20 protein-coding genes and 2 pseudogenes are annotated in these 21,866 nt (G+C 34.3%); 16 read left to right on the top strand and 6 right to left on the bottom strand.

The annotated features are described in order from the left end of the window. Positions 1 to 36: 36 nt before the first annotated feature. The 7 genes from MKY78_RS04885 to MKY78_RS04855 all read left to right on the top strand — a co-directional run bounded on the left by MKY78_RS04885 (position 37) and on the right by MKY78_RS04855 (position 7,177). Complete coding sequence (locus MKY78_RS04885; RefSeq protein WP_339216661.1) at positions 37 to 1,155, top strand: hypothetical protein; 1,119 nt, start codon at positions 37 to 39, stop codon at positions 1,153 to 1,155. Positions 1,156 to 1,345: 190 nt separating this feature from the next. Further along, positions 1,346 to 2,629, top strand: coding sequence for an IS110 family transposase (locus MKY78_RS04880; RefSeq protein WP_339216659.1), 1,284 nt, complete (start codon positions 1,346 to 1,348; stop codon positions 2,627 to 2,629). A 399-nt stretch (positions 2,630 to 3,028) separates the two neighbouring features. Continuing rightward, entirely contained in the window at positions 3,029 to 4,117 is a 1,089-nt protein-coding gene (locus MKY78_RS04875; protein WP_339216657.1) for a dsDNA nuclease domain-containing protein, read from the top strand. An 87-nt stretch (positions 4,118 to 4,204) separates the two neighbouring features. Next, positions 4,205 to 5,926 carry a hypothetical protein gene (locus MKY78_RS04870; protein WP_339216655.1) on the top strand — a complete coding sequence of 574 codons (1,722 nt, stop codon included), beginning with the start codon at positions 4,205 to 4,207 and terminating at the stop codon, positions 5,924 to 5,926. Between the two features lie 501 nt (positions 5,927 to 6,427). Beyond that, positions 6,428 to 6,622: a hypothetical protein gene (locus MKY78_RS04865; RefSeq protein ID WP_339213309.1), complete on the top strand. Its 195-nt coding sequence runs from the start codon at positions 6,428 to 6,430 to the stop codon at positions 6,620 to 6,622. Beyond that, positions 6,619 to 6,972: an IS66 family insertion sequence element accessory protein TnpB gene (tnpB, locus tag MKY78_RS04860; protein ID WP_251517995.1), complete on the top strand. Its 354-nt coding sequence runs from the start codon at positions 6,619 to 6,621 to the stop codon at positions 6,970 to 6,972. Before MKY78_RS04865 ends, tnpB begins: the two co-directional genes overlap by 4 nt. 67 nt (positions 6,973 to 7,039) lie before the next feature. Continuing rightward, complete coding sequence (locus MKY78_RS04855; RefSeq protein ID WP_339216653.1) at positions 7,040 to 7,177, top strand: hypothetical protein; 138 nt, start codon at positions 7,040 to 7,042, stop codon at positions 7,175 to 7,177. A gap of 164 nt (positions 7,178 to 7,341) precedes the next feature. On the opposite strand, the gene MKY78_RS04850 is transcribed toward MKY78_RS04855, so the two are convergent. Beyond that, positions 7,342 to 7,575: a hypothetical protein gene (locus MKY78_RS04850; RefSeq protein ID WP_339216651.1), complete on the bottom strand. Its 234-nt coding sequence runs from the start codon at positions 7,573 to 7,575 to the stop codon at positions 7,342 to 7,344. 232 nt (positions 7,576 to 7,807) lie between these two features. On the opposite strand from MKY78_RS04850, the gene MKY78_RS04845 reads away from it, so the two are divergent. The 4 genes from MKY78_RS04845 (at position 7,808) to MKY78_RS04830 (ending at position 10,801) form a co-directional block, all read left to right on the top strand. Then, positions 7,808 to 8,359, top strand: a complete 552-nt coding sequence (locus tag MKY78_RS04845) for a DUF6431 domain-containing protein (RefSeq protein ID WP_339213341.1) — start codon at positions 7,808 to 7,810, stop codon at positions 8,357 to 8,359. A gap of 114 nt (positions 8,360 to 8,473) precedes the next feature. After that, positions 8,474 to 9,745 (top strand): IS481 family transposase, encoded by a 1,272-nt coding sequence (locus tag MKY78_RS04840; RefSeq protein ID WP_339213339.1) that lies wholly within the window; start codon positions 8,474 to 8,476, stop codon positions 9,743 to 9,745. After that, a complete protein-coding gene (locus tag MKY78_RS04835; protein WP_339213337.1) occupies positions 9,738 to 10,538 on the top strand; it encodes an AAA family ATPase in 801 nt (266 codons plus the stop codon). Before MKY78_RS04840 ends, MKY78_RS04835 begins: the two co-directional genes overlap by 8 nt. Further along, positions 10,535 to 10,801, top strand: coding sequence for a DUF5348 domain-containing protein (locus MKY78_RS04830; RefSeq protein ID WP_339213335.1), 267 nt, complete (start codon positions 10,535 to 10,537; stop codon positions 10,799 to 10,801). The genes MKY78_RS04835 and MKY78_RS04830 overlap by 4 nt, the downstream gene beginning before the upstream one ends. A 558-nt stretch (positions 10,802 to 11,359) precedes the next feature. On the opposite strand, the gene MKY78_RS04825 is transcribed toward MKY78_RS04830, so the two are convergent. Further along, positions 11,360 to 11,488: a hypothetical protein gene (locus MKY78_RS04825; RefSeq protein ID WP_339216649.1), complete on the bottom strand. Its 129-nt coding sequence runs from the start codon at positions 11,486 to 11,488 to the stop codon at positions 11,360 to 11,362. An 85-nt stretch (positions 11,489 to 11,573) separates the two neighbouring features. Between MKY78_RS04825 and MKY78_RS04820 the strand changes: the two are divergent. Next, positions 11,574 to 11,849, top strand: a pseudogene (locus MKY78_RS04820) (reverse transcriptase domain-containing protein); the annotation flags it as partial. On the opposite strand, the gene MKY78_RS04815 reads toward MKY78_RS04820, so the two are convergent. Together MKY78_RS04815 and MKY78_RS04810 are read right to left on the bottom strand one after the other, a co-directional pair. Continuing rightward, positions 11,765 to 12,322 carry a tyrosine-type recombinase/integrase gene (locus tag MKY78_RS04815; RefSeq protein ID WP_339217833.1) on the bottom strand — a complete coding sequence of 186 codons (558 nt, stop codon included), beginning with the start codon at positions 12,320 to 12,322 and terminating at the stop codon, positions 11,765 to 11,767. The pseudogene MKY78_RS04820 and the gene MKY78_RS04815 sit on opposite strands and share 85 nt — an antisense overlap. Further along, positions 12,308 to 12,511, bottom strand: a pseudogene (locus MKY78_RS04810) (phage integrase SAM-like domain-containing protein); the annotation flags it as partial. The pseudogene MKY78_RS04810 and the gene MKY78_RS04815, both read right to left, overlap by 15 nt. A 1,065-nt stretch (positions 12,512 to 13,576) precedes the next feature. On the opposite strand from MKY78_RS04810, the gene MKY78_RS04805 reads away from it, so the two are divergent. Further along, on the top strand, positions 13,577 to 13,963 hold the full coding sequence (locus MKY78_RS04805; protein ID WP_339216647.1) for a hypothetical protein: 387 nt from the start codon (positions 13,577 to 13,579) through the stop codon (positions 13,961 to 13,963). Positions 13,964 to 14,103: 140 nt separating this feature from the next. Further along, on the top strand, positions 14,104 to 14,955 hold the full coding sequence (locus tag MKY78_RS04800; protein ID WP_339216645.1) for a hypothetical protein: 852 nt from the start codon (positions 14,104 to 14,106) through the stop codon (positions 14,953 to 14,955). A 108-nt stretch (positions 14,956 to 15,063) separates the two neighbouring features. On the opposite strand, the gene MKY78_RS04795 is transcribed toward MKY78_RS04800, so the two are convergent. Both MKY78_RS04795 and MKY78_RS04790 read right to left on the bottom strand, forming a co-directional pair. Beyond that, entirely contained in the window at positions 15,064 to 16,689 is a 1,626-nt protein-coding gene (locus MKY78_RS04795) for a lanthionine synthetase LanC family protein (protein ID WP_339216643.1), read from the bottom strand. Positions 16,690 to 16,869: 180 nt separating this feature from the next. Continuing rightward, on the bottom strand, positions 16,870 to 18,228 hold the full coding sequence (locus MKY78_RS04790; protein WP_339214434.1) for an IS1182 family transposase: 1,359 nt from the start codon (positions 18,226 to 18,228) through the stop codon (positions 16,870 to 16,872). 165 nt (positions 18,229 to 18,393) lie between these two features. Between MKY78_RS04790 and MKY78_RS04785 the strand changes: the two genes are divergently transcribed. Beyond that, positions 18,394 to 19,305: a LysR family transcriptional regulator gene (locus tag MKY78_RS04785; protein ID WP_339216641.1), complete on the top strand. Its 912-nt coding sequence runs from the start codon at positions 18,394 to 18,396 to the stop codon at positions 19,303 to 19,305. A 1,009-nt stretch (positions 19,306 to 20,314) separates the two neighbouring features. Then, the gene (locus MKY78_RS04780) at positions 20,315 to 21,859 is read left to right on the top strand and encodes a BCCT family transporter (protein WP_339216639.1); all 1,545 of its coding nucleotides are present in this window, start codon (positions 20,315 to 20,317) and stop codon (positions 21,857 to 21,859) included. The last annotated feature ends 7 nt before the right edge of the window (positions 21,860 to 21,866 follow it).

The following is a 21,866-nucleotide window of genomic DNA, read 5'->3' as shown; positions in this document are numbered from 1 at the left end:
AGGAGCTAAATAGAATCCTGAGGGGGAAATAATTCAATGCAGTATGGATTTGGTTATAGTCACATTGCCGAGGACGGAAAAAAAGAGGTAATTGTTTTAAAGCATATCTCCGAAGCGGAATATGAAAAACATCTAAAAAATCTGGAGTTTTGCAGACATTATAATCACTTAAAAAATATATATTCTTTGGTTATAAATAATGGGAAAAGTTTCTTGAAATTCTCAGAAGTTTTAAGTGATAATCCAAAAGCAGATGAATTTGATGATGATGTTGGGTTAGAGGGAAACCGCCTATTAATAAACTATCTTACTTCAATAGGAATGTTCATTGATTACGGTGAAAAGGAAATGAGTAAGGCACTTGGAAAAGATGCAAGAAATGAATTTAGGAAAAAGACAAATGAATTATATGACAGACACTTATCATATCGTTTTTTAGTGTTGATGCGTGATTATGTTGTGCACTATAGTTTTCCTTTACACACTCATGTAAAGAGTCTTATTGAACCATCAGGACTTTTCGCTCAAAAAAGTAACCTTTTAAGGTATAAGAAATGGAAACATGCAAAAGCTGATATTGAAAAAATGCCATCTAAAATAAATTTATATCCTCATGTTATCGAGATGCAGAAATATATTTCAGAACTATTTAATTTTTGTTTACTAAAGCTATCTAGCAAGTTAGTAGATGTTATACAGTACGCAAATGACCTTATCCAAGCAGCAGATCGTAAAAATCCTATTTTTATTAGCTTTGAAAATGAAGAAAAATACAGGGCAGGTCAGTTTAGCTTACATCCTGTAGAGCTTGAAAGTGTTTATGATGCCTATCAAGACTTAAAAAATCATCCAAACATAATTTTTAATGATAAAAATCAAAAGGAAGAGTTAGAGACAATACTGGAGTTTTACTATAACGATGAACTTATTATGAATGGTCCGACTAGTTTTTTTAAAGAAGTAATATCGAATCCTACAAATCCAAATGATACAGATATAACTCTATCTTTAGGTGACAGATTTACAATGGATGACTTCCCAAATCAAGGTGATTCAACAAGAGTAAGGGTAATAAGAATGGTCACTCAAAATAATTTTTCTAAAGTGAAACCAACTATTATTAAATATTTTCTTGAATCATATGATAATTACTAGTATTGTTCATACGTTTTGATAATAAAGTTAATGAACGCCGTATAAATAAATTCTTTCTATTATTCTTCAAAAGTAGTAAGGAGCATTCCTGTAATGAAAGAATTTGAGGTTTGAAACAGAAAGAGCCCTCCTGTACGATACGAGGTATCAGTAGCTACTGATCCTTAATTAGTACGAAGGAGGACTCAAGATGAAGTATAACCAAAATCACAAAATCAAGCAAATCACCGAATCAACACTCGTTATTGGCGTGGATATCGCCAAGGAGAACCATGTGGCTAGAGCTCAAGATGCCAGAGGAATTGAATTTGGCAAGCCAATGAACATTGAAAACAGCAGAGCCGGATTTCAACGATTTCGTTTGTGGATGAAGAGCCTCATGCGAGAACATGACAAACCGGATGTCATTGTAGGTTTTGAGCCCACAGGGCATTACTGGATGGCATTTGCCCAGTTTCTGCGCCATGAAGGGATTAAGTATGTTGTCGTCAATCCGATGCATGTGAAGAAGAGCAAGGAATTAGATGACAATTCGCCCACCAAAAATGATGTAAAGGATGCCCGAGTCATCGCTCAATTGGTCAAAGACGGACGGTACTCTGAACCCCAAGTCCCCACTGGCATATATGCTGAATTACGTAATGGGATGAACCTGCGAGACCGTCTACAAGAAGACTTACAACGCGTTCGGGGGCGTATTCTCAACTGGCTGGATCGCTTTTTCCCTGAATTTCATGAGGTGTTTAAAATTTGGGAAGGAAAGGCTGCACTGATGACGCTAGAGGCGTTTCCTCTCCCGCAAGAAATCATCAATCTGGGTGCGGAAAAGATCCTAAGACACTGGAAGCAAGAAGTGAAACGAGCCATAGGGATCAAGCGAGCCAATGCGCTTGTGGCGGCCGCCAAGCGTTCTGTTGGTCTTACGAAAGGTCTGTCAATGGCTAGGCAAGAACTCCAAAGCTTGATGGAACAATACCAGTGTTTGTGTGGACAAATGGAACAGCTCATGCAAGATGTAGAAGCATTACTAGAGCAGATTCCAGCTGTGCCCTACATGATGAGTATTCCAGGCGTGGGACTAGTGACAGTGGCTGGCTTCCTGGCTGAGGTTGGCGATCTGTCCAACTACACGCACCCACGACAGGTTCAAAAACTGGCAGGATTCAATCTGCGAGAAAATACCTCAGGCAAGTTCAGAGGTCAAACCAGCATTACCAAGCGGGGACGCCCCAAACTGAGATCCCTGTTGTATGCAGCGATACGCCCCATGGTGGCGAAGAATCGGGAGTTCAAGCAAATGCATGAGTACTTAACGACACGCTCCGAGAATCCGTTGAAAAAACAACAATCCATGATCGCGTTGTGCTGTAAGTTGATTCGCGTGTTATTTAGCTTAGGACACAAGCGTGTGTCTTACAATGGAGAAAAATGTCTCGGACACATCCGCTTGCAACAAATACAGAATGCTGCTTAGTCATGTTGAAGAAACACAAATATCTTTAAATATCTAGGTGTGCAGATCCTTGAAAAGCGAAGCACGGAGAAGCCTGTTGATTAATTTCACCATTCGGGCATAGACCCTGCAAAGGAGCTTTTACAGGCCTCCACCTCTGGTTAGGTTGGACGAAGGAATGTGCGGGCAAAGACCCTGAGAGAAATGGGAGGGTAACCCCCAGAGAAATGTGGAGATCCACTGGTGCGATCATATTTTTAAAGCGAGAAAGCATGATCTCTACCAGGATGGCATTCATATTTCCAACAAATGCATGAAATGCAAGTTTCATCTAATCGGAGGATAACAAAAGGCAATGAAATTCTAAGATATTTAAAGCATTTTGAAGAAAATCTTAATTTATAGAGGGAGGTGACTGTTTTGGATTTGACTGAAAAGTTATTGGCAATACCGCAAAGAGAAAATGCAGGTAGTAGGTCCTCTAATAGATTTGAATATCAACAGGTATGGGCTTTTAACCATATGTTAGACATGTTGAAAGAAGATACAGACTTTCTTTTATTTATGGAATTACATGATGATGTAATAGTGCTAGAATCTACATCTAAATCAGAACTGGTTGATTTTTATCAAATCAAAACAGATGATAAAGCCTCAAGATATATTAAGACAAGTTTCCTGACGAAAGATGCGAAAAAATATCCCAGTAAAATGTCTATTTTACAAAAAATGATTGATAATTACTCGAAATTTAAATCTGATACTGGAGAAATACGGTTAGTTTCAAATAAGAAATTTGATTTCGGTAAATTAATATCTGGAGAAAAGTCTACTGATAGGGCAGTTGTTAGTTTAAGAGAATTAGATGATTCGGAGTTTAATAAATTAAAACAAGGCATGTGTCAAGCATGTCATTTGAAAGAACCTGAATGTGGTTATGTATGTAGAAATTTGATATATTTTGATGTATCTTTTTTGGGATTAACAAATTATGAAGAAACAACACTTGGCAAATTTGTCAACCAACTAAATGAATTAGGAATCGAAAGTACAATATCAAAGACAAAATCTATTTTTTATACAATTTTGGGGGAAATTAAAAGAATCAATAATTGGGAGTCTAAAGCGCACAATATGTCAGAATTGTTAAAAAAGAAGTCAATATCTAGAATTCAATTTTTAAATCTAATAAATCAACTTAGGAAAGAAATGCCTGATGATTTATGGAATAGTATACAGGAGTATCTATTAAATGATGGTTTCCCTTCTTTAGAAGTCAATAAAATACGTAAAGAGTGGAAAAAATACCAAATAAATTCAATGGATGTTGACGATTTATCTCTTCAAACTATCAAAGGAGAAGTTCGAGAGATTATAGATAAAGCTTCGTTTCAGAACTCAAAGGAATTTGTTGATTATATTTACAGCTCTATTAAAGATAAAAGGTATGTGAAAATTCAAACTAAAGAGTATGTCTATGCCATTATAATTAAGGAGCTATTCACATGAAACAGTTAATTAGTGAAGAACAAAAAGAAAATAATATTAAGTATGAACGCTATAAAAAGTTAGTAAGAAATTTAAGGAGGGGGAGAAATGAAAAGATTAGTCCTAAAAAGACTAATAATAATATCACAAAAATATGAAGAAGCGAGAACAATTGAATTTGGAAAGAGATTAACTGTCATTACTGGTGAAAACCTCGAAGGAACGACTATAAATAGAACAGGAAAGTCATTAGTTATGAAGTCTATTTATCATTCATTAGGGGCGAAACTAACAAAATACACATCTAACTGGGGTAATCTTCAAATATCTACAATCTTAAGTTTTTCTTACGATGGAAATGAATATGAAATATATAGAGATAATGATAGATTTATATTAAATGAATATGGAAACCTTTTCTTCTTTAGTAATATTTCAGAGCTTAGAAAACGCTTCGTTGATCTTTTTAATTTTAGGATTAGAATGCCAATTAATAGAGATAATGATGACGTTATATATGCCTATCCTGGGGCAATTTTTATGCCGTTTTACATTGATCAGGATAAAGGTTGGTCAGGATCCTGGGATTCATTTCGTGATATTTTTAATGCTAAATGGAAGAAAGAGATATTGCTATATCATATGGGGGTTAGAACACCAGAGTATTATGACTTACTCGATGAAAGGGTAGAATTAGAGTTTCAGAAAACTGAGAATAATAAAGAAGAGGTTACATTAAAAACAGTTCTTAAGAAACATATCGAAAAATACAATAAATATTTAGATATTAACCTAGATTTAAATGAGTTTGAACATGAAATTTCTCAACTTACAAGTGAATTAAATAAACAAATGGATAAGCGAAATGAAATAAAGGAAGAATTAGTTAAGTGTTTTAATGAAATGAGAGAGTTTGATGAACTGTATGCTATTGCTGAGAAAGTATATAATGAGTTGTTAAAGGACATGGATTATGTTGAGAATGATCTAAGGGAAGAAACTATAATTTGTCCAATTTGTAGTACTCCACATGAGAATAGTGTACTAAATAGGTTCCATATTTATTCAGAAATAGAAGAATGTGAAAATACAATGCAACAGTACTTTAAAGAAAGAAATAAGATTGAAAAGCGAATTCAAAAACAATCACAAGAATTAAAGACTTTAGATGATTATATCTCGAAAATAGATGAGATTCTAAACAGAAAGAGAGAAGCAATCACTTTTAGAGACATTATTGTTTCAGAAGGTTCAAAATCTATATTGGATGATTTAAAAGAAGAGTTAACCAATATACAAAATGATACAAACATAATAGATTATCGACTTAAGGAAATTCGTAAAGAACAAAGTGCAATTACTAGAGCAGGAAAACATATTACAAACAAATATTTAGAAAGACTTAAAAATTATCTTGATATATTAAATGTAGTAGATATTGATGAAGCAGATGTGAAAAAATTTAAAACACATTTTAATAGCGGTGGAAATGACTTACCATCTGCAATTTTAGCACAAATATTTGCTTTATATTCTGTTTCAGCAGAGCATTCGGAAACAGTTAGTGCTCCGATAATTTTAGATGCTATTTTCCAACAAGAACCAGCAAAAGAAAAAATAAATACTATTTGGGATTTTGTGATCAACTATCAACCAGTAAAATCTCAATTAGTTATTTCAACAACTGAACTACATAATAGAGAAATTGAAGGCAAAATTATTCATTTAACAAAAGAAAGAGGACTACTAACATCTGAAGGTTTTATAAAAGAAAAAGAGAAAATAATAAAATATAAAAATGAATTATTAAACTTTCTAAAAGAATGTTAGTGGCAGTTTACCAATGTAGGTTTCGGCAGTATATTATTTGCATACGCTCGCTTTACATGGAGTGGCGAGCATGGTAGGCTATCCGCCTGGCGAAAGAGGTAGTTGTTAATCTTTCGCCCTTCGCCAGACACTATGCTCGCAGAGGCTCCATGTCAAGCTACAAAGAGCGGTGCATATTTATCATTATCACGAAATAAATATACTGCCATTACCTACATAGCTTGATTGCCAAATACACTAAAAGAAGAAATTCAGTGAGAGATATATAGCGTTCAAACTAACAAGACAATATAGAGTATACTTATAATAAATTTGTATCAATTTTGTACGCTTAAAATCTCTTCTTTTATCATTTTACACAAATTTTACACAAAGACGGTGCAAAACCTTATAAAATCAATACTTAGAGACCTATTTCGTAAACCCGTAATCAAACAACGCATACAAAAATGAAGCACCTCTTGCTAAGATAGAAATATCAATTGAAGGAGGTGCTTTTCTATGCCACATGAAGAACTAATCATCGTGCCCGTAACACTCCATCCTGAAAAAGAAGAACCTATGTTAGCGACCCCGCCAGTTTCCTCGGCAACTCCTGTTTTTATGATGAAATCAGGCGGCTTTGAACTTTCCTTCTTTAACGGTGTGGATGAGCATATCATTCAAACCGTCATAAGGGAGTTGAGAAATGAATGAGGCAAGATTATACAGACGTCAAGAACATTTATATTGTTTGTGGAAAGACGGATATGAGAAAGGGAATTGACGGACTAGCTACACTAGTTCAAGATAACTTCGAGCTAGATCCCTATGGCGATTCCATCTTCTTATTTTCCGGTTGGAGCAAAGACCGTTATAAATGTTTATATTTTGATGGGGATGGATTCGCCATGCTTTATAAACGTTTAGATAATGGTAAACTTCAGTGGCCTAAAAACGAAAATGAAGTTCGCAATTTATCGCAACAAGAACTTCGTTGGCTCTTGGAAGGGTTAGCTATTCAACAACCAAAAGCAATACAAAAATCTCCAAAAGGTGTTTTTTAACTATTCATTTTTCGTTCGATAGCGTATACTATAGCTATCTTAACAGAACGAAAGGTGGTGAAATTGCATGGTTCAATCTTCTCCTGATCAGAACGATAAATTAATTAAACTTTTAGAGGAACAATTAAAACAATCGAATCGACAGATCGAAGCTTTGCTATCTAACTATAACCCTATTCAAGGAAGTCGAAAAATACTATATTAAATAGTCTGGCCATAAAAACCTTAACAAAGTAGACCTCTCCCGATAGTCATTATTGTTAAGGGCTATCTTTTTAATATTTCACTACGTGATATCATAGCACAACGATTATAGTTATTAAATTATCCTTAGATAAACTTTGTATCTTAGTTGCTACTGTTAATTACTCAGTTTCCGTTATATTTATCATTAAAAATCTTAACCCACTGGGTATTAACTGGTCCGTTTATTACTGAATAATAGCCCCTGTTATGGTTGCCATGGAAAGATAAGCGGTCTTCATGAATAGAGACTGCAATTACGTCATTTTTAGTAATCATAGTGAATCTAAAACTTAATTCTTTAGAAACATCACTATTCCAATCATTATTGCTTATTTTTTTTACATTATATTGACTCAAGAAATCAAATAGTTCCTCAATAGCTTCTTCATTGGTGTTCCTCCAATATTCACTTCCATCTAAATGAAATTCTAATGACTCTACATGTTTTGAATCATAGCCTATTATTGTAAAGCATCACTTTATCCCATCCAAAATTGGCCTATTTAAATCAAATTCCTCCAGTATGATTACTGTACTTTCCTGACACAATATGCTAAATTTTTTGCATATTATAAGGGGGAGTTTTTTTATGATCATTTCATTTAATTTTGGAATTGGCCTTGAAGAGTATGGGGCAAGGGAAAAAGAGAATGAATTTCCAACATTTGACCGATGCCCCAATTGTAACTGCATTTCACAGGGAAATCTTCATCGTAACGGCTTCTATTGGCGCTATGGAATAGATGAACAAAGGGAACTGCGGATTCCAATTTGTCGTTTCAAATGCTTGGTTTGCAAGGTCAATATCTCTATTTTACCTGATTTTCTTATTCCTTATTTCCAACATACATTACATACGATTATTGATAGGGTACTTCGTTTCTTGGAGGGGAAGAAAGTGAATGAAAGCCGTCAGCAATTAGCCCAGCACGTCAGACGCTTTTATGAACAGCTTCATTGGATACATAGCTTTTTTGTGGATTTAGGGCATCAATTGGGGTTTTCAAAAAGACTCAAAAAAGAAGCCCTAAAATATATGAAAATGATCCTTGATTTTGGAGAATCATCCTTCTTTCGAAGGAGCTGGGGTCATTTATCATCATACTTTATGGGCAAATTAATTTTACCATATTTTTCGTAATAAAAAAATAGTATTAATCCCACATAAGTCTTGCCTATGAAACTATTGATGAAAAAAGTAGAATAAAAGCAATGGATAACCGGTTGTCCTTCTTATAAAAAGGAGGAAAAATTCATGAATGAGAAAACACGGGAAGAAATTGCTTTATTTCGTTATGGCTTGATTGCCCCACTTTTGAATGGGCAAATGAAGCCAAAGGAATATTTTCAAGAAATGGAGGGGAAAATCCACCAGGTTCCTTACTATGGGAAACGGAAGGTTGCAGCTAAAACCATGCAAGAATGGCTTCTTCATTACCGTAGGAATGGTTTTGATGCTTTGAAACCAAAAAGGCGTTCCGATCGTGGGGATTCTAGAAGACTATCGCCAGATGATAAGGATCATATTTTAGAAATACGAAGGGAATTTCTCCATATGCCTGTCAGTGTTTTTTACGACCAACTGATTAAACGTGGGGAAATACAAAAGCACGACGTTTCATACGCCACCATCAATAGGCTCCTAAAAGAACATAAGTTAGCTGGTAGATATCATACGAGCTATCATCCAGAAAAAGAACGGAAACGATTTGCCCACGATAAGGTCAATGTATTGTGGCAGGCGGATTTGTCACACGGTCCATATATTCAAATCAATGGAAAAGCGAAGAAAACGTTTCTTATTGCATATATTGATGACTGTTCCAGGCTTGTACCTTACGCACAATTTTTCTCTTCCGAGAAATTCGATGGATTGCGTGAAGTGACGAGGGAAGCGTTGATACGACGTGGGAAACCGACCATCATTTATGCGGATAACGGCAAAATTTATCGGTCTGATACGCTGCAATATGCATGTGCCCAATTAGGGATTACATTAGCACACACGCAGCCTTATGATCCTAAAAGCAAAGGGAAAATCGAGAGATTATTTAAAACCATACAAACACGTTTTTATCCACTGTTAAAAAGTGATCCGGTTCATTCCCTAGAGGAATTAAATGAACGTTTTTGGCAGTGGCTTGAGGAGGATTACCACCGAAAGCCACATGCCTCTCTAGATGGGAAAACACCACACGAAGTGTTCCATTCCCAACTAGATCATATCACATTTTTAGAGGACCTATCCATTTTAGATACCATTTTCTTAAAACGGGCAGAAAGAAAGGTAAAATTGGATGGTACAATTACGTTGGACAAACAATTATACGAGGTACCCTCTCACTATATTGGTCAAAAGATTGAAGTTAGAATGGATGAACAAGCTGTCTATATTTTCAAGGATGGAAAGAAGGTAGTAGAAGCCGTTCCAGTCTCTATGCATGACAACGCTCATATTAAGCGAAGACAATCGCCATTCGCCGTATCGGAAACAACAGATCAGGGGGAGGAAATGAATCGTGTATAAATCATTTTATTCCCTAGCAAAAACACCATTTTCCAAAGATATGAACCAAGCAGAAGCCTTCCCGTCCGCAGGATATCAGGAGGCATTGAATGGACTGGAATATTTACGGAAATCCAAAGGGATTGGGTTAGTTATCGGCGATCCCGGTGCTGGAAAGACATTTACTTTGCGGTCATTTAAGGAGTCCCTTAACCCAGCATTATATCATGTGGTTTACTTCCCATTGTCTACGGGTGGCGTGATGGACTTTTATCGGGGATTGGCTTACGGTTTGGGGGAGGATCCGAAGTTTCGTAAAGTGGATCTGTTTCGCCAAATCCAACAAGGAATTGAACGAATGGATCAGGAACGCAAGGTTACACCTGTCTTTATTCTAGATGAGATGCATATGGCAAAAGATGCCTTTTTACAGGATCTAGCTATTCTTTTTAACTTTCAGATGGATTCAACGAATCCTTTTATCCTTATATTAGCGGGCTTGCCACATTTAAAAACGCGACTGAATCTGAATCACCATCGACCATTAGCCCAACGAGTCATCATGAGGTATCAACTACAGCCATTAAGTAAAGAGGATGTATCCGCCTATATTGATCACCATTTGAAAATGGCAGGATCCAAAATGCCTATTTTCACAGCAACTGCCTTTGAGGCAATCGCTCTACGGTCCCAAGGATGGCCTCGAGTTATTAATACATTAACTATCAATAGCCTTTTATATGGGGCGCAACTGAAGAAAGAACAAATAGATGAAGAAATTGTTCGCCTGGCTGCCGAAGAGGGTGGTTTATGATGCGTCGTGGAATCATGTTTTTTGATTTTGGTAAGCAAGAATGGAATATATGGATTGGTCAGCAAGCCTATGAAATAGTACAAGGAATGTCAGTTGAAATACGTATTCAGAATCGTTATTTTAGAACTTGTATGGAGAAAGATAGCCCTGACTGGTTGATAACGATTGAAAATGAAGTCACATTTACACTCAGCCTATTTGAAGTGTATAGGGTACGTGTTTTACAAATGGATTTAATACCTGCATTTAATCTCCCTTTTTAGGGGGATTTTCTTTCAAATGCGCGTCTGAAAGAATTTGCATATTAATTTTCAAAACTGAATTAAAGTGAAAAAGTCGGCACATTATTTCAGATTTCTAACTGGATTAAAGTGAAATTAGATGTCTGGGATAATGTGCTAATTTACACTATTATATTTATTAAACTCTTTTCTTTATATTCGTTATAAATTGTTAAAGAGACTATTACGACTGGGAGTACAATCAGAACAAGGAGAAAGAACTTAAAAGCACTTTTTTTTTGTATATTTCTAGATAGTGTGAATGTATGAATCCGATTAGATAGATACGCCGTAAATGGAATTATGACTACAAGAAAAATCAAAAAGTTAGCGAAAATGCCTAGGGTAGTACTCCAGATTTGAAATTCAATAGCCAATAAATAGTTTAGGTAGGAGATAGCAAATAACACAAAGATGAAAATTATCCAGTAATACCTTTTTATATTATGCATTAAATCACCCTTTTTATTTAACTTTTATTATAGTATACAAAATAACAGAAAAGGGGGCGGAAGGTAACGCTCCCCTTTTCTAGTGTTGTCACTTTTTTACAAAAGCATCGAGACTTGGATATTCATCGTTTTTCTCAGCTTGTAAGTTGTAATCCAATTCAACAAAGGTGTTCCCGTTTATTTCTTCTGTTTTCACAAGCTCGAATACTAATGTCAATGAATCTCCTATTTCATATTCGCTTGAAAGATCTCCTTTAAAATAGATACTATGGTAATCTAGTTCAGGATATTCTGAGTTAAAGTTAAGTGTAGTGAATCCTTTTTCTTTACAGGCAGGAATTATGGAAGATGGGTTAGCTTGTCCTAATACAGAAGGTACTCCCCAAGGAGGCCCCCTAAGTCCACTACTTTCCAATATTGTCCTCGATGAACTGGATAAAGAACTGGAGAAAAGAGGACTTCACTTCGTCCGTTATGCAGACGACTGTAATATCTATGTTCGCTCCAAACGTGCGGGTTTACGAATCATGAATACTATCACTAAATTCATAGAAGAGAAACTGAAACTCAAAGTAAATGGAGACATTTTTGATAAGATTCCTCTTAAAAGTTTATTGGCATTTGTATTACTTATGACTTTATATTTAGATGAAGGACTGAAGAAAATAAGATCATTTTCATTTTTGGGTAAGCTTTTAATCAATTCTTTGAAAATTGACATTGTAACTTTATCTACCTTTATAGTTCTAACTGACTGAGGGTTTTTGGTTGGACCAAATTCTTGATGCATTTTTTTACTATATCCCCAAGTTTTATTAATATCTATTGTATTATGTGTAAAGTTAAAGTCACTGTGAGTAAGTCCAACTAGTTCCGCATACCTTAGACCTGTAGTTAAACCAAGGAGTAATAAATAATATCCCAGTCCTTTAGAAAGATTTAAATGTAATTCTTTTAAGAGCATTTTACTTTCAATGTAATTCAGGTGTTTTTCATTTTTCTTCTTAGATGGTATTTTTCCAATTATTTTTGCATTCCTAGTAAAATCAATTCGTATTATACCTTCGTCTATTGCCTCTTTTACAGCTCCTCTAATATGAGTGTTTATTTTTTCTGCTGTTTCCTTCGCGTGTGTTTCTCCAAACCAATTTAAAAACTTTTGATATTCTTTTTTGGTTATGTTCTGGATAGGAATATGACCAAAATATTCATTAATAGTTTTTGATGTATATTCGTAATGGTTTTTGTACTGTTGGTAATATCAAACTATGATTTGCAAAAAAATTGAGTTAGTTATCAAAAATAAGAGATATATTAAAAGACAATTATTTTCTATGCATTTATACATGAAGATAATTGTCTTTTTTTATAAATTAAAAAGGTTTACTTAAATTAGTCACTTGTTATAGGGGTAGCATCAGATTTTTGCATATTTACAAACGTTACGTTGGACTTAGATGGAACCGCCGTATACGGAACCGTACGTACGGTGGTGTGAGAGGTCGGAGGTTAATCGCCTCCTCCTACTCGATTTTCATCTCGTGCAAAATAGTATTTAAAATATGCGCAAAATACCGTTCAAAGTGACACCCTGATTTTACAGGGTTTTAAAAACGGTGTCAATTCTTTTAGGTTATGAAACTATTATTTTTACAATAATATATATATAGTTTATTATATAACTGTATAAAGTTATATAGATTTTGAAAGGAAATTGAAATTATGAATCCTTATTTAATTCCTCCGATTCAACTATGTAAAAATAAAAAAGGAAAGTTTTCACTATATCTATTCATATTAGAGTTATTTTTTAACTTTGTAATGTTAATCATAGAATTTTTAATTGGTTTAATTTTAGGTTCAATATTTACATTCATTCCTTTTGGGTTAATTATTTTTTCGGTGGAAGGAATTAATTACATTTTTGGTGTTAGTTGGTCGATTCCTTATAAAATGTTAATATTAATTATCTTATCAATCATCACTTTTGTCATTGCTATTAAATGGATAATTGAAGAACACGAAATAGAGTAGATATATTAGGATATAAAAAGAGGAGAATAATAATCATGATGAATAAGGAAAAGGCAAAAAAATCCTAGAAACATTAAATACGTCTAGTGGTACGTTCAGTTCAAATTCAATTTCTTCTTCTGTAATTGTGCAATATCTTTTGGATATATATATTCGTGGGATATATTGTAATACTCTTAATCGCACTTCTTATCTGAATCCTTTAAAAGTAAGTGCGTTATTATTTTCTAAATGATAAAATAAACAATAATTCTAGAAGGGGGGTAATGTTTTGAAAATGTTAAATAATGTAAAAACAGGTTGGATAATTTTAGCTGTTGCAATTTTTGTTATTGGATTAATGGGGTTGTATTATGTTTATCTATATACGCCGAAAGACTCTATTGAATTATATCAAAGTATCTCTAATCTAAATAATATAGATGAAGCTGAACAGATAATGTTAGAAGGATATGAAGTTAACCTAAATATAAATGATCTTGACTTTTTAACAGAGCCCGGAAATGCACCAACAGAAATACAACAGTATTCATTTTTTGTATATCAAGACAAGACATATATTGCGATGACTACACCCGGCACAAACAGACTGAAAGTATTGAAAATTGATAAGCTTCCAGAAGATATTAGAAAATTTTTCATAGAATTTTCTAAATAATATAACCCTAAAAAATTTGAACTTTCATCAATACCTATAACTTTCCCAATATAAACGAGACTAAATACCCATATCAAATAAAGAATATTCTAGTATAATTCTAATTGCAAGAAAATAACAAAAAAGGGGAAGGTTAGGTTATGAAAGGTTTATTAAGGATTTTTATTGTTTTGACTGCTTTTGTCGTTACTCTATCACCTATGTCTCAACAGATAGTTTCTGCTGACAGTGCTTCGAAAAACCATGATTATCAAACAGAAGTTTTTTATGATGATGACGGAAATAAAATTGAGCTTGAATACATCCTAAATGAGGAAGGTCTAAGAGTTAATACTTACGTCAATGGTGAATTGGCAGAATACTCCACGAGAGATAGAGAGGGAGATGGTCTTTCTGATGAAATAGTAAATTATTTTATCCATTCTCCACTTGACTCAAAAGGAATAAATAGTAATGAAATAAAAGAGGTTAAGAAATATAATGTAAAAGAAATAATTTCTGAAGTAGATAGGGAAGTAGAAACAGCAGCTGTACCTGGTGGCTACAAATGGGTAAGATCGCTAAAACATTCGGGATATAATCTAACGGGGCATTTATACCTTAATCTACAAGTGGAAAGAACAAAGTCATATGAGTATGACTTTGCTAAAGGAGCAGGATTATCAGCAATTGCCTCAGCAATTTCATATGTTTTTAATACTCTAATAGTCGCAATAGCTACCTTATTAGGTTCTTTAGGAGTAAGTTATAGTGGTGGAGTTATAAATGAATCGTTAAATGGTTGGTACAATGCATATGATTACGGCTATAATTACCTAGTCCAAGTCAATAACAAAAATGTATTATGGCATAAACAGAATAAAAAAGCTGTCACTTACTATAGAACAGATAATGGTAAACAATCTGTAAGAAATAAATATAGCACAAACTGGTATAAAGAAACCGATCTATTAAATGATGGAATTAACAACTATGTATATGGAAGATATTAATTTAGGAATCAAATATTTATAATAAGAATATTTGTTTTTCGGTAAGATAATTCCTATCCTAAATATTTATCCCATGTATCTATACTTTCAAAATGAACTGAACACAGCCTATACATAATTCAAAGCTCTTTTCGCTCCAGATAAGTCGTTCGCTACATTAGCTTCAAATAGTTTAATGCTACTTTTTTGTGGTATTGGTAACCATGATCCCCATTGCTTCTTTTTTAAATCGCTAAGAACCATTAGGACACCTGCTGCTCCTGTCGATACATCCATAGAACATTTAAATCCATAGTTTCCTGGGAAAAGAATTTCATCATTATGGTCCCTAACGAGATAATTGTTTAAGCCTTTTAAGAGAATGCTAATCATATCAGACTTATTATGTGTATGTTTAACCGCGTTTGCTAAAGGGATAAATCCTGCATAGCCACTCATCAGGCCGCCATTTGCTGAACAATAATAATAATTACTACTAATAAATCTCTCCAAGACTTTTTCTCTAATAGGATTCAAATAATCTTTATCATGATTATGAAATTCTAACATAGTTAATGCTATCCCACTCGAACCATCTTCTATATATGGGATTAGTCTGTCAATACCGCGACTGTCATCAACAACGTGTAAATCTTCATCTTGATCATATTCACTAGCATGCTCTATCGATCGATCTATAAGATTGTAAGCAATTTCTTTCCCCTCAAAATTATTAAACAATGAATTAGACTTAAATAAAAATAATGCTGCTCCAGACCAACCATTTATTAAACCATAATTGGAAATTTCTTCTAGATTATCGTAGTTCTCTTGATAAATTGTAATTACTCTATCGTAGATTAGCTTTAGACTTTGCAATAAATTATCATCTCCTAAAATTTCATAAAAAGAGAGATAGAGTAATCCAATTCCTGATAACCCGGAATAGATAGAAATATCCTCCTTCGTATTTACTTCTTCCTTCGTAAAGTTCTTTTGTAAATTTCTTAAGATCGATAGTGCGCTATTTTCATAGCCTAACTCATAAAGGACTGTTATAATGCCGGAAAATCCATCGTAAAGACCAATATTATTCTTTAGGTTTTCTGATTCCTTTTCTAGATAAGGAATAATTAGCTTAAACCATTCTTCTAAACTTGCTTTTATACCAACACTAAAATTTTTACCGCCTGAGCGAATTAGTGAAAGTATTGTCCCGAATGCTCCATAGGCAACATTATACTTATTTATAGATTCATTAAATTGTGCTATATCCCCTTTTATTAATGAAAATGAATCAACTTCTAAATTATTTATTAAACCTTTTTGCAGTCCACCTATGATGTGATTGAGATTATCCATACTCAGTTCTTTAGTTGGTGGACTTAATTTTTGATTTAAAAATGGTGACTGCGGTCTTAGATTCGTATACTTAGAAATTGTATTCTCGATCTCTCTCAAGAAGTTAATAGCTTTTTTGCCAAATTTTTGTTCAATATGGCGGTCATGAACATGAGTAATTTGTGGGGCTAAATCATAAACAGGAATAATTGGCAAAAAGAGAGTCCGAGCTATTCGATAAAGAGCAAACCAATCACCTTGCATGTAGTTTTTAGCCTCATTAGAAATATAACCAGGTGTAGCAATACTTGGATTATAGCTATTTCCAGGTGATTCAGCTGCTTCAAAGTCTATTAATGTCACTTTCCACTCATCATCCGAAAGCATGATATTATTAAGACTAAGATCACCCATTGCAACACCTTTATTATGTATTTCACCAATGATACGAATTAGTTGATTAATAATTATTATACACTTTTCCACATATTCTGTATTTTTATTATTATAATAAGTGAATCAATTTCATAATTGCTCTTTTTAAAAATTCACAGACCTACAGAATTTCTAAAATATACTTTTAAAAAACAATAATCACGCGGCTTGTTGCTGCTGAATTAATTGTGCATTCATACGATCTGCCGCTAACTTTGAAGCGTTATAAACAAGCGTAACTATGTCAAAATGACCTTTTGCACGCTTTCCAGTACGATATCGAACATTGTTTAGTTGAAAGAATTCTTTAAGATAAGCATTAACTCTTTCGACCGCAGTGCGACGTTTAAAAATATTTTTCCATGCCATCGATCCACGAGCTGGTGCCGAATATTTTCTAAGATCTGTCGTTATTTTCATTTTAAAAACCTTTTGACAGATGCCTTCGTTAGCCAATGGACAGTCACTACATTCTTTTGGTCTTGTATATTTTAAGGTTTCATATTTGGCATCAAAACTGTCGTAACGATAAGAATGCTCTCTGAAACAAGTAGGGGCAAAATGTTTATCAAAACCGATTGGTTCTCTTTCATTTCGCTTGTTGTATGCGATGATTGAGCGTTGTCCCATGCGGTGTACCTGTTCGTAGATGGGTTCATAATCATAGCCAGCGTCCATGGTTTGATAACACAAGGAAGAAAGAGATAAATTTTCATGGATTCCTTTCAGTAAAGGAATCGCTGCTTTACTATCATGTAAGTTTCCGGAAGAAAAAGCAGTCTGAAGAATATACTGACTCGACGTACCAACGGCTAAATTACCTTTATAGCCAAACCAAAAAACATTCTTACCTTCTGAATTCTTTTTCACACCCCACTTCGGGTCTACAGGCATTTCAGAGCGTAATTCATCTAAAGGTGCGTCTAATTGAGCTTCAATTTTCTTTTCATAAAGAGGCAGACTAGCTTCCTTTTCAGCTTGTTCTTTTAGCCATTGGTCACGCTCTTCTTTGGATTTGCGACCACGTTTTTTCGGCTCTGGTTTTGACTTTTCTTCTTTTGATGGTGCTTGATCACGAGCTTCAAAATGAGTGGCATCAATAGCGACTGTATCATCTGTAATAAAACCTTCTTCAATTGCTTGGAGGACAACTTTTTCAAATACATCCTCCAAAATATTGGACTCCACTAATTTCGTTAGGAGTCGAGAATAAGAGGATTCAGAAGGTACCCTATCTGAAACTAGGAACCCGCAATTTAGTTTAAAGGTAATATCATCCTTGAGGCGTTGAATAAGATCCTTTACCATCGGAATACGCTCAATATATCTAACGAAAATAGAGATAATCATGGCGGCATAGTTTAGTTCTTCCGGTGCGCCAAGTCGTGATTTTTTCGTTACTACATGATAGATTTTATCCAAGTCTATCGCTGCAATAATGGCATCATATTTTTGGGTAGGCTCCATGTCATATAATTCCTGGATGCCAAATAAACTTGGTTGTCGTATAATGGTCATAAGAAGCACTCCTTCAGTCTTTTTATGGTTGTATAGTCAACTACCATTATACAAGATTTGGGGAGGTGCTTCTTTTTTCAACTCTCAAAACCGTTGGGAGACATGGACTAAGAATTATGAAATTCATTCCGTTAGAAAAAATCTAAAATGCTTTAGGGTGATAAAGTGAATATACAAAAATTAAATGTGTTTATTTCATTAGTAGAAACGAGAAAAATGACAGATACCGCTAAATCACTTGGTTTATCGACACCAACCGTATCATTTCATATTAAATCGTTAGAGGATGATTATGGGATTAAGCTTTTTCGAACTAACGCAGGTGGCTATCGACTGACAGATGCAGGGGAGATGCTTTATCACTATGCAAAGCAATTAAGCCAGACAAATCAAGCATTAGAAAAAAGCGTAGCAGATTATAAAAATGGAGAAAAAGGTTCTCTAAAGCTAGGTGCAAGTGGTGTTCCAGCACAGTTGTTTATGCCGGAATTAATCCATCAACTAGCTGAACGCTATCCAAAGGTCAAGGTTTCCTTAGATGTAAAAACAGCTCCAGATATTGAAAGAAGACTATTATTACAAGAACTAGATTGTGGCTTAATTATGGAAACAGGTAATAAGGAGCAAGATCTTTTATATGAACCTATTACTAGTGATAAGATTGTGCTAGCCTTTAGTAAGGACCATTCATTTAACGGGAAAATAAGTTTAGAAGAAAATGATTTATACAATCAGACACTACTAGTTCACAGACTATCTAGTTCAACAGGTCGCTTTTCCCAGTCGTGGCTACAAGAAAAGAAGTTAAGGATGGAAATGATTCAACTAGATTCTGTTTCAACAATTATTAAGATGTTGTCATATGGAAAGGCTGTCGCACTTATTTCTAAACGATTAATAGAAAAGGAAGCACATTTATCCTATATTGATATTGAATTTCAAAATCAAGATTTAGAAAGACAAATTCATTTTGTTTATCACCGTAATTTATGGATAAGTGGGCCATTTCAATATTTTCAAGAGCTTGTGAAAGCTTTAAAGAAAGAGTTAGCTCAAAATGTGAATCGAATCGGCTAAATAGCAAAACTGGTAATGAACTATATGTGGCCAATGCACTTGATCGGCGAACAACTAGCTCTATTTAAGATTTGCTTTATTATATGGTAATTTACCGACATACAAAACAAGCCATTTGGTATAGAGCTGATTGGAGACTTGTCGGAAATAAAGAGGGATTTTCAGTTTATTGAGAGGGGGTATCATAGATAGTAATTGATAAGCTCGTAAACCTAGATATAAATAGGTTTATGGGTTTTTTGTAAGAAATACGATTGATAACTATATGTTAATATACCGTTTTATGCAATTTTTTACATGTTTTATACAGACAGACTCGCAATTATTTGTACTGGGACTTTGTTCGTCTTGCCATAAACTAGGTATTAATACTCATTTTTTGTAGTCGGAAAGTTCTAATAATATTTAATCATCTTTAATATTAGGATTTTTAATGATAGCCTTTTATTCAATGCTTTTGAATATCCCCGGTTATTCGAGGGGGGACTAAATGCAGTAGGACTTCTAGGGAATGGGCCGGTCAAAGGCAGTTTAGTGTTGCCACTATACATATTTGATATTTGTAAGAGAAGACCAAATAAACACCTGCTACGGAAGAACGTGGATGAATTATATATAGAAGGTTTCAGCTAACAATTCCGCGCATTACATGTAAAATCCTATATTTTATGTTAAACTATAATAGTTTCATATATTTTTTAACAAAAATAGCTGTTAATTCATTAGTTTAATGTATGTACATTCATATTTTTGTCCTTTGATTATTTTCCTTTTATGGATATGAATCGATTATATTCCTATCCAGTAGAAGGGCAGTATACTCCACTTATCTAATGAACCGTATAGTATTAGGAATTTAACCCTAATTCCCCTTGATTATTTTTCAAAAATTATTTTAGTTTAGCAGGAGAGATTAGATTTCTCTGGCAAACGCAGTTGATGGCAGAAAGAAATAGAGAGAGTATTACTTTTGTCTCAACGTACATAAAAGAAAGGAATAGTTATATTTATGCGTAGAGTTTCAAATGTTTTTTGGATTTCACTTGCAATTGTGTTGATATTAGTCGTATTTGGTGTAGTTTCACCAAGCACCTTTGAAAAAATCACTAATAATATCCAAGCTTTTATAACAACATCGTTTGGTTGGTATTACCTTATTTTAGTGACCATTATTGTATTGTTTTGTGTATTTCTTATTTTTAGCCCTGTAGGTGCTATTAAACTAGGAAAGCCTGAGGATAAACCCGCATTTTCTAAACCTACTTGGTTTGCTATGCTATTTAGTGCAGGTATGGGTATTGGACTTGTGTTCTGGGGAGCGGCGGAGCCACTTTCTCACTTCATGGATCCCCCGTTAGCAGAAGGTGGAACAAATGCAGCAAATAAAGAAGCCATAAGGTATGTTTTTTTTCACTGGGGAATTCATGCTTGGGCTATATATGCAATTGTAGCGTTGGCATTAGCTTATTTTAACTTCCGTAAAGGGGAGCCAGGCCTTATTTCTGCAACGTTAAAACCAGTACTAGGAAAAAGAGCGATGGAAGGGCCTTTCGGAACCGTTATTGATGTGCTGGCTGTTTTTGCTACAATTGTTGGTGTTGCCACTACTTTAGGGTTTGGAGCCACACAGATTAATGGTGGATTATCATTTTTGTTTGGGATACCGAATAATTTTCTTGTACAGTTAATTATTATCGCTATCGTCACCATACTGTTCATGATATCTGCCATGTCAGGACTAGGTAAGGGGATTAAATATTTAAGTAATACAAACTTGGTTCTAGCAGTTGGGTTATTCTTATTAATGTTTATTGTAGGACCTACGATTCTCACATTAGACATGTTTACAGATACAATCGGTGGATATATTCAAAATATAGTTCAAATGAGCTTTCGAATTGCACCATTAAATGATGGGCATCGTGAATGGATCAATGAATGGACGATATTTTATTGGGCATGGTGGATTGCTTGGTCACCATTTGTTGGGATTTTCATTGCGCGTGTTTCAAAGGGAAGAACAATTCGCGAATTCTTAATTGGTGTTTTATTACTACCATCTGTTGTGAGCTTTTTATGGTTTGCGGTATTCGGTACTTCCGCAATTGAAGTACAAAATGCTGGAAATGTAGATTTAACGAACTTTGTTACAGAGGAAATTTTATTTGCGATATTTAATGAATTTCCATGGTCAATGGTACTCTCGTTTGTAGCAATAACACTTATTTCTACTTTCTTCATTACGTCAGCAGACTCTGCAACATTTGTACTGGGAATGCAAACAACACGTGGATCACTAACACCTCCAAATTCAGTGAAATTTACTTGGGGAATTGCACAATCCGCTATAGCCATCATTCTGTTATATAGTGGAGGATTAAAAGCACTCCAAAATGCTTTAATTGGAGCAGCATTCCCATTTTCATTGATAATTGTCTTAATGTTGATTTCGCTTTATCGTTCATTATCCAAAGAGAAGAAAGAACTTGGACTAGTAATCAAGCCAAAACCTCGTAATACAAATACAGCTAAGGAAGCGGAAAAAAGGAAGTAGAACCTTT

This window comes from Ornithinibacillus sp. FSL M8-0202 (genome assembly GCF_037975285.1).
Taxonomy (GTDB): domain Bacteria; phylum Bacillota; class Bacilli; order Bacillales; family Amphibacillaceae; genus Ornithinibacillus; species Ornithinibacillus massiliensis.
Note: the sequence above shows the minus strand (reverse complement) of the source record. Positions and strands in the feature narration are given on the sequence as shown.